At 63.9% G+C, this 9,324-nt stretch carries 6 protein-coding genes; 3 read left to right on the plus strand and 3 right to left on the minus strand.

Going from position 1 to position 9,324, the window contains the following annotated elements; genetic code table 11:
- The first annotated feature begins 260 nt into the window (after positions 1-260).
- A complete protein-coding gene (pyk, locus tag QZS21_RS11065) occupies positions 261-2,003 on the plus strand; it encodes a pyruvate kinase (RefSeq protein WP_295583367.1) in 1,743 nt (580 codons plus the stop codon).
- Between the two features lie 248 nt (positions 2,004-2,251).
- Here pyk and QZS21_RS11070 read toward each other — a convergent pair whose 3' ends face one another.
- Positions 2,252-3,925: a formate--tetrahydrofolate ligase gene (locus QZS21_RS11070; protein ID WP_295583357.1), complete on the minus strand. Its 1,674-nt coding sequence runs from the start codon at positions 3,923-3,925 to the stop codon at positions 2,252-2,254.
- Between the two features lie 306 nt (positions 3,926-4,231).
- Positions 4,232-4,813 (minus strand): hypothetical protein, encoded by a 582-nt coding sequence (locus QZS21_RS11075; protein WP_295583359.1) that lies wholly within the window; start codon positions 4,811-4,813, stop codon positions 4,232-4,234.
- A gap of 470 nt (positions 4,814-5,283) precedes the next feature.
- Here QZS21_RS11075 and abc-f point away from each other — a divergent pair, with 470 nt between their 5' ends.
- A complete protein-coding gene (abc-f, locus tag QZS21_RS11080) occupies positions 5,284-6,759 on the plus strand; it encodes a ribosomal protection-like ABC-F family protein (RefSeq protein ID WP_295583361.1) in 1,476 nt (491 codons plus the stop codon).
- Positions 6,760-7,033: 274 nt separating this feature from the next.
- On the opposite strand, the gene asnS is transcribed toward abc-f, so the two are convergent.
- Entirely contained in the window at positions 7,034-8,428 is a 1,395-nt protein-coding gene (gene asnS, locus QZS21_RS11085) for an asparagine--tRNA ligase (protein WP_295583363.1), read from the minus strand.
- 294 nt (positions 8,429-8,722) lie between these two features.
- On the opposite strand from asnS, the gene QZS21_RS11090 reads away from it, so the two are divergent.
- Positions 8,723-9,295 (plus strand): DNA-3-methyladenine glycosylase I, encoded by a 573-nt coding sequence (locus QZS21_RS11090; RefSeq protein ID WP_295583365.1) that lies wholly within the window; start codon positions 8,723-8,725, stop codon positions 9,293-9,295.
- The last annotated feature ends 29 nt before the right edge of the window (positions 9,296-9,324 follow it).

Consider the following 9,324-nt stretch of genomic DNA (forward strand, 5'->3'; position numbering starts at 1 on the left):
GCCGTCCTCCGCCGCCCGCACCGGACCCGGGGCTCCTCCCGGCGGAGCAAGGCCGCCCGGCACCCGCTCCGCCGGGGCGGCAATGGCGCCTCGCCGACCTGGAAACGTCGTTTTTTGGCAGTCAGAACCGAAAAAAACTTTGGACTTTTTGCAGTTTTTTTACATTCTGGGGCTTTTCCATCCGCCGGGAGTGTGATACAATACCACCGGAACGAAAACGATTACCTGTGAAAGGCGGTTATAGGAATATGAGTATGAAGATGAGGAAGACGAAGATCGTCTGCACCCTGGGACCGGCCACGGACCGGGAGGGCGTGCTGCGGGAGATGATTCTGGCCGGCATGAACGTGGCCCGGTTCAACTTCTCCCACGGCAGCCATGAAGAGCACAAGGTCCGGCTGGAGACCCTGAAGGCCCTGCGGGAGGAGCTGGGCCGTCCGGTGGCCGCCATGCTGGACACCAAGGGCCCGGAAATCCGCCTGAAGTCCTTTGCAAACGGCTCCGTTCAGCTGACGGCGGGGGAGGAGTTCACCCTCACCACCGAGGACGTCCCTGGCGACGAGCACCGCTGTGCCATCACCTTCGGCGACCTGCCCGGCGACGTGAAGGAGGGGGACACCATCCTGCTGGACGACGGGCTGGTGCGCCTGACGGTGCTGGAGACCACCGCCACCAACATCCGCTGCCGGGTGGAGAACGACGGCGTGATGAAGGACAAGAAGGGGGTCAACGTCCCCGGCGTGCGGCTGAACATGCCCTATATGAGCCAGCGGGACCGGGAGGACATCCTCTTCGGCGTGGAGCAGGGCTTTGACTATATCGCCGCCAGCTTCGTCCGCTCCGCCGCCGACGTGCGGGAGATCCGCAGTGTGCTGGACCAGGCGGGCTCCGGCATCCGCATCATCGCCAAGGTGGAGAACCAGGAGGGCATTTCCAACCTGCCGGAGATTCTGGCGGTGGCGGACGGCATCATGGTGGCCCGGGGCGATCTGGGGGTGGAGATCGACTTCACGGAGATCCCCGTCCTCCAAAAGCAGATGATCGCCCAGTGCGTGGCCCGGGGCAAGCCGGTCATCACCGCCACCCAGATGCTGGACTCCATGATGGAGAACCCCCGCCCCACCCGGGCGGAGATCACCGACGTGGCCAACGCCATCTATGACGGCACCTCCGCCATCATGCTCTCCGGCGAGACGGCGGCGGGCAAGTACCCGGTGGAGGCGGTGCGCACCATGGACGCCATTGCCCGGAAGACGGAGACCAACGTGGACGAGATGGTGCGGCCGCTGAAGGTGATGGGAAAGGAGCGCCTCTCCATCACCGCCGCCACAGCCCACGCCGCCTGCACCACGGCCATGGACATCGGCGCGGACGCCATCCTCACCGTCAGCCAGCGGGGTGTCACGGCCCAGATGGTGAGCCGGTTCCGCCCCGGCACCACGGTGGTGGCCCTGCTGCTGGACCCCCAGGTGCAGCGGCAGATGGCCCTCTACTGGGGCGTGGAGCCCATGACCATGCCCTACGCCAGCAACACCGACGAACTGGTGGACCTGGCGGTGCAGACGGCGGTGGACGCGGGCGTTGTGAAACAGGGGGACCTGGTGGTGGTCACCGCCGGCGTCCCCGTGGGGGTCACCGGCACCACCAACATGATCCGGGTCCACCAGGTGGGCGGCTCCCTGGTGAACGCCGTGGGCATCGGCGACCAGAAGATCGGCGGGCGCCTGTGCGTGTGCCGCAGCCTGGAGGAGGTGGAGGAGAAGTTCCAGCCCGGCGACGTGCTGGTAGTCCCCTATACCACCAATGAGCTGCTGCCCTATATCCGCCAGGCCGCCGCGGTCATCAGCGAGGAGGCCAGCGCCGACAGCCACACCGCCACGGTGGGCCTGACCCTGAACAAGCCGGTGATCGTGGGCGCCGTGGGCGTCACCCGGCGGCTGAAGGACGGCGTGATGGTGTCCGTAGACTGCGCCCGGGGGACGGTGCAGACCCTCCCCCAGTGACCTTGCGCCGGAGGCGCAGGCTCCGCTCCGGCGTTTGCGTCCGGCGGGCGGGGCCTGCGCCTCCGGCCTTTTGCCGCGAGGCGCGGGGGACGGCGTGTGTGCGCGGGGTATGCCTTTCCGGGCGGGGGGACGGCCCCGCCGGAGACGGACGGCGCCCCTGCCGGCGGGGAGACCTCCCCTCCCGACGGCAAAATCAAAGGAGACGGGACCGCCGCGGCGGTCCCGTCTCCTTTGGTGTATTCCGCGGCTCAGAACAGCCCGGTGATCTTCCCGTTTTCGTCCACGTCGATCTTCTCCGCCGCGGGCACCTTCGGCAGCCCCGGCATGGTCATGATGTCCCCGGTGAGGGCCACCAGGAACCCGGCCCCGGCGGAGACCTTCAGATTCCGCACGGTGATCTGGAAATCCCGGGGCGCCCCCAGCTTGGCGGCGTCGTCGGAGAAGGAGTACTGCGTCTTGGCCATGCAGATGGGCAGCTTGCCGAAGCCCAGCGCCTCCAGCTCCCGGGCCTGCTTCTGGGCGGCGGCGGTCATCACGGCGCCGTCGGCGTGGTAAATCTTCCGGGCGATGTCGTTCAGCTTCTGCTCGATGCCGTCCTCCGCGTCGTAGGCGAAGCGGAAATCGCCGGGCTGCTGGCACAGCCGGACCACCTCCTCCGCCAGGGCCAGGCCGCCCTCGCCGCCCTTGGACCACACTTCGCTGAGCGCCACCCGGACCCCCAGCTCCCGGCACCGATCCTCCACCAGCTTCAGCTCGGCGGCGGTGTCGGTGGGGAAGGCGTTGACGGCCACCACGCAGGGCAGGCCGAAGACCTGGGTGATGTTCTCCACGTGCTGGAGCAGATTGGGCAGCCCCCGCTCCAGGGCGGGCAGGTTCTCCGCGTTCAGCTCCGCCTTGGGCACGCCGCCGTGGTTTTTCAGGGCCCGGACGGTGGCCACCACCACCACGGCGCTGGGCCGCAGCCCCGCCAGGCGGCACTTGATGTCCAGGAACTTCTCCGCCCCCAGGTCCGCGCCGAAGCCCGCCTCCGTCACGGTGTAGTCCGCCAGGCGCATGGCCATGCGGGTGGCCATCACGGAGTTGCAGCCGTGGGCGATGTTGGCGAAGGGCCCGCCGTGGATGAAGGCGGGGGTGCCCTCCAGGGTCTGTACCAGGTTGGGCTTCAGAGCGTCCTTCAGCAGGGCGGCCATGGCGCCCTCGGCCTTCAGGTCGTGGGCGGTGACGGGGGCGCCGCCATAGGTATAGCCCACCACCATCCGGCCCAGCCGGGCCTTCAAGTCCGGGATGTCGGCGGCCAGGCACAGCACGGCCATGATCTCGCTGGCCACGGTGATGTCAAAACCGTCCTCCCGGGGCACGCCCTGCATCCGGCCGCCCAGACCGTCCACGATATTGCGCAGCTGGCGGTCGTTCATGTCCACGCAGCGCTTCCAGGTGATCCGTTTGGCGTCGATGCCCAGTTGGTTCCCCTGCTGGATGTGGTTGTCCAGCATTGCGGCCAGCAGGTTGTTGGCCGCGCCGATGGCGTGGAAATCGCCGGTGAAGTGGAGGTTGATGTCCTCCATGGGTACCACCTGGGCATAGCCGCCGCCGGCGGCGCCGCCCTTCACGCCGAACACCGGGCCCAGGGAGGGCTCCCGCAGGGCCACCAGGGTGTTCTTCCCCAGCCGCCGCATGGCGTCCGCCAGGCCCACGGTGGTGGTGGTCTTCCCCTCCCCGGCGGGGGTGGGGTTGATGGCCGTCACCAGGATCAGCTTGCCGTCGCTGCGGGTGGACTCCCGCAGCAGCCGGTAGTCCACCTTGGCCTTGTAGTTGCCGTAGAGCTCCAGGTAGGCATCGCCCACCCCAGCGGTTTTGGCGATCTCCGTGATGGGCTTCAGGGGGCAGGACTGGGCAATCTCAATGTCGGACAGAATCTTCATACAGCAGCCTCCAACGTTTGATAGAATCCGATCTCGAAAACAAAAGGTATTACTTCTGTGCGCCAGAAAAATATACCACGAAATCCGGCGAAAGGGAAGAGGGAAACGGGGCGCCGGCGGGAAAAATTTCAGGGAGGCGGGATTTCCACCTCCCTGTTGTAGATACGTGTAGCGATCAGGTGCGGCGAACCGGTCCTATGTCGCAATAGCCCCAAAATCCCTACACTGAAGATGTGTCGTGATTTTGGGGCTATTATTGCGCCTGATGCCAATAAGGCGCATCTAAACAGCCAAATAAATCCATAGTCAATTTTTTTCAAAGCGGAATTCAACGGCATCAAATTCAAATCCATTCTCATCAGCCTCTGTTCCATCTGGCCGTTCCAGCCCCAAAGTATCATAATATTCATTGGAAAAGCAAATATGTTCGTAAGGAAAACCTCTTTGCAGCTCCTTGATATATTCAAACGGTTTTTCCATTGGCATTACACCCAGTTCCATACGAATCGTGTTTAGTGCGTCTGTTACTTCTTGTTTTGCCGCATATTCAATATTTTCCGGGTTATTCATGAAACTTTCAAACGTTTGCTTATCCCATAAAATGACTTGCTGCATTGAATTTGTGTTTTGGGTGGCGAGTATCAAACTCAAAAAGTCATAAAAGTTTTTTGCCACAGGGTAGACATAATAATCACAACAGGATTCGGGATTGACGCAGAAAACCATATCTCCAAATCCTTCAATAAAACAATAGTGTATGCCATTATCCCATCCGATTACTTTTGCACCTATGGGTGTACAAAAATATTGATCATTATCTTCAAAAGCCAAGCCGATCCAAGTGCCGTCTATTTTGATTTTTTTATATTTTTCATAAAGAGTTTTCATGTTTAAATCCTCCGTCGAATTCCCGTCGTCGAGTACGCCTTATCCGCCTCATACGACTTGCTTTTTTATATTTTATCATATGAACCTGTTCCTCTCAAGGTTGTTTGGTGAGCTTGACGGAGTTTTTACCGGCGACACGTATTTACAACAGGGACAGTTCCGCCGGCTGCTTGACTTGCGGGGCCGGAACTGGTATAATAGAGCTGAATTTTGAAACGGAAGAGGTGAAAGGATGATTTCTACTTCCTGCTGAAACACCATAGGGCGCCGGATTCCCCAGCGGGGAGGCAGCGGAGCGCGCTGCCCGTCTGCGGGGGAGGCTTTGCCGGCGCCGGGAGCAGGAGAGAGATCGTCCTTTCGCGCCGTTTTTCAGCCGCAGCCGTCCGCATATTGCGGGCGGAGTCCGTCGTGCTGTAGGCCGCAGGAATCTTTCCTGCGGCCATTTTTTTGCACAGACGGGAGGAATGAAGATGTCTTTACTGCGGGTGGAACACCTGACGTTTGCCTATCCGGGCAGCTATGACAATGTGTTTGAGGATGTCAGCGTTCAGCTGGACACGGATTGGAAGCTGGGCTTTCTGGGCCGGAACGGCCGGGGGAAGACCACGTTTTTGCGGCTGCTGCTGGGGCAGTACCCCTATACCGGCAGCATTGCCTGCCCGGTGCCGTGCGCCTATTTCCCCTATCCGGTGGCGGACGGGGCGGCCATGACCCTGGATGTTCTCTGCGCCCTGCGCCCGGAGGCGGAGGAGTGGGAGTTCCTGCGGGAGACGGGGCTGCTGGGCGTGGAGGCGGAGGCGCTGTACCGGCCCTTCGACACCCTCTCCAACGGGGAGCGGACGAAATGCCTGCTGGCGGCGCTGTTTTGCGGGGAGGAGCGCTATCTCCTCATCGACGAGCCCACCAACCATCTGGACGCCGCCGGGCGGCGGGCGGCGGCAGCGTATCTCCGGCGGAAGAAGGGGTTTTTGCTGGTGTCCCACGACCGGGATTTCCTGGACGGCTGCGTGGACCACATCCTGGCGCTGAACCGGACGGGACCGGAGGTCCAGGCGGGGAACTTCTCCTCCTGGTGGGAGAACAAGAGCCGCCGGGATGCCTTTGAGGAGGCCCAGAACCAGCGGCTGAAAAAGGAGGTGGGGCGCCTGCGCCAGGCGGCGGCCCAGACCGCCGTCTGGTCGGACCGGGTGGAGGCCACGAAGATCGGCACCCGGAATTCCGGCCTGCGGCCGGACCGGGGCTTCATCGGACACAAGTCGGCCAAGATGATGCAGCGGGCCAAGGCCATCGAAAACCGGCGGGAGAAGGCGCTGGAGGAGAAGGCGGGGCTGCTGCGGGACCAGGAGCGGGCGGAGGCGCTGAAGCTGCGGCCCCTCGGCGCCCGGGGGCGGCTGCTGGACCTGCGGGAGGTGTCCGCCTACTATGGGGAGCGGCGAATCTGCGGGCCGCTGACCTTCCAGGTGGAGCCGGGGGACCGGGTGTCCCTGGAGGGCGGCAACGGCAGCGGCAAGACCACGCTGCTGCGGCGGCTCCTGGGGGAGGCGGTGGACTGCACCGGGACGCTGACGCGGCTCTCGGGGCTGACGGTGTCCTATGTCCCCCAGGACACCGGCCATCTGCGGGGGCGGCTGCGGGAGTATGTCCGGGCGTGCGGGGCGGAGGAGGCGCTGCTGTTGGCCATCCTGCGGAAGCTGGACTTTCCCCAGGTGCAGTTTGAAAAGGACATGGCGGACTGGTCCGCCGGGCAGAAGAAAAAGCTGCTCCTTGCCCGGAGCCTCTGCGAGAGCGCCCACCTGTATATCTGGGATGAGCCGCTGAACTATCTGGACGTGTGGTCCCGGATGCAGGTGGAGGCGCTGCTGCTGGAGTTCCGACCCACCATGGTGTTTGTGGAGCACGACGGGGCCTTCCGGCGAAAGGTGGAGACCAAGTGCATCCGGCTGTGAGGGCGGGGGAAGTGCCCGCCTTCAGGTGGAGGGACGCCATGCCGGCGCGGGGCGTCCCCTCGGTGCGGGGGGGGGTTCCCCGGACACGGAGGAGATACACCCCTGACAGTTCTCCCGGAAACGGGGCATCCTCTCTGCCTGGCCCCCGGGCGCGGAGGGGGTGCGCCCCTCAGAAGCGGGGCTTCCCCTGCACCGGATTCCCCCTGGACACGGGGGAGATGCGCCCCAACAAAAAACGGACCGGCCCTCGTTGGGCCGGTCCGTTTTGAAAGTGTTAGAAGTCTGCGCTTCCCACGGTGCGGGGATGGGGCAGCACGTCCCGGATGTTGCCGATGCCGGTGAGGTACATCACCAGCCGCTCGAAGCCCAAGCCGAAGCCCGCGTGCTTGCAGCTTCCGTACCGCCGCAGGTCGCAGTACCACCAGTAGTCCTTGGGGTTCATCCCCAGCTCCTGGATGCGGTCCTCCAGCACCTCCAGCCGCTCCTCGCGCTGGCTTCCGCCCAGAATTTCGCCGATGCCCGGCACCAGGCAGTCCGCCGCCGCCACGGTTTTGCCGTCGTCGTTCATGCGCATATAGAAGGCCTTGATCTCCTTGGGATAATCGGTGACGAACACCGGCTTTTTGAAGACCTGCTCGGTGAGATACCGCTCGTGCTCCGTCTGGAGGTCGCAGCCCCAGAACACCTTGTAGTCGAACTCGTCGTTGTGCTTTTCCAGAATCTCCACCGCCTCGGTGTAGCTCACCCGGCCGAAGTCGGAGGAGGCCACGTGCTCCAGCCGCTCCAAAAGGCCCTTGTCCACGAAGCTGTTGAAGAATTGCAGCTCGTCGGGGCAGCGCTCCATCACCCGGCGGATGGCGAACTTGATCATGGCCTCCGCCACGTCCATGTCGCCCTTGAGGTCGGTGAAGGCCATCTCCGGCTCGATCATCCAGAACTCGGCGGCGTGGCGCGCGGTGTTGGAGTTCTCCGCCCGGAAGGTGGGGCCGAAGGTGTACACGTCCCCGAAGGCCATGGCGAAGTTCTCCGCGTTCAGCTGGCCGGAGACGGTCAGGTTGGCGGCCTTGCCGAAAAAGTCCTGGGAGAAGTCCACCGCGCCGTCCTCGGTGAGGGGCGGGTTTTGCGGGTCCAGGGTGGTGACCCGGAACATCTCGCCGGCGCCCTCGCAGTCGCTGGCGGTGATGATGGGGGTGTGGACGTAGACGAAGCCCCGCTGCTGGAAGAACTCGTGGATGGCGAAGGCCGCCGCGCTCCGCACCCGGAAGGCCGCGGAGAACAGGTTCGTCCGGGGCCGCAGGTGCTGGATGGTCCGCAGGAACTCCACGCCGTGGCGCTTTTTCTGAAGGGGGTAGTCGGGGGTGGAGACGCCCTCCACCGCGATGGCGGAGGCCTTCAGCTCCAGGGGCTGCTTGGCCTCCGGCGTCAGGGCCACGGTGCCGGTGACGACCAGGGCGGCGCCCACGTTCTGGGCGGCGATCTCCCGGTAATTCTCCAGGGCGGTGGAATCCATCACCACCTGGAGGTTTTTGAAGCAGGAGCCGTCGTTCAGCTCAATGAAGCCGAAGCCCTTCAGGTCCCGGATGGTGCGGACCCAGCCGCCCACAGTGACCTCACTGCCGTCCAGCCGGTCGCCGTCGGCAAAAATCGCTGCGATTTTTGTATAGCTCATTGATATTCACCCGTTTTCTCGTTTTTGGTGGCAAACTTTTGCATAATTACAAAATATTATACTCCGATTCACCCGGTTTTACAAGAGGAAACGGAATTTTTTCCGCCAGAGGCCGCCGGCGCCCGGATATCCCCGGCGGCGGGGCGGGAACCGTTGCGGGGCGGGGGCCGGTGTGGTAAGATGGGGCGGAGGCGCAGCGCCGGCACGCCGGGCGCCCGGGGAGAAGCCGGGCGGCCCGGGCCGCAGAGGGCGCGGCGCCGAACTGGAAAAGCGGACGGGAGAGGAGACGGCTGTATGTGTAAAACGATCCGATGCCCCTGGGCGGGGGACCTTCCCCTGTCCGTGGACTATCACGACAGGGAGTGGGGGCGGCCCGTGCACGAGGACGGGAGGCTCTTTGAGATGCTGGTGCTGGAGGGGATGCAGGCCGGGCTGAGCTGGAATACCGTGCTGAAAAAGCGGGCGGCGTTCCGGCGCGCCTTTGAGGGCTTTGATCCGGGCCGGGTGGCGCGTTACGGGGAGGCGGAGGTCCAGGCGCTGCTGGCGGACGAGGGAATCATCCGAAACCGCCTGAAAATCAACGCCGCGGTGACGAACGCCCAGGCGTTTTTGCGGGTACAGGAGCAGTACGGGAGCTTTGACCGGTTCCTGTGGGCCTATGTGGGCGGCGTGCCGGTGGTCAACCACTGGAGGACGATGGAGGAGATCCCGGCGGAGACGCCGCTCTCCAGACAGATCAGCAGGGACCTGAAGCATTTGGGCTTCCGGTTTGTCGGCCCCACCATCGTCTATGCGTTTATGCAGGCCGTGGGTATGGTGAACGACCATCTGACGGACTGCTTTGTATACCGGGAGCTGCAAGTATAGCCGCAGCGCCGGACAGCGCGCCGGCGGGC

The organism is uncultured Oscillibacter sp. (genome assembly GCF_900544955.1).
Classification (GTDB): domain Bacteria; phylum Bacillota; class Clostridia; order Oscillospirales; family Oscillospiraceae; genus Oscillibacter.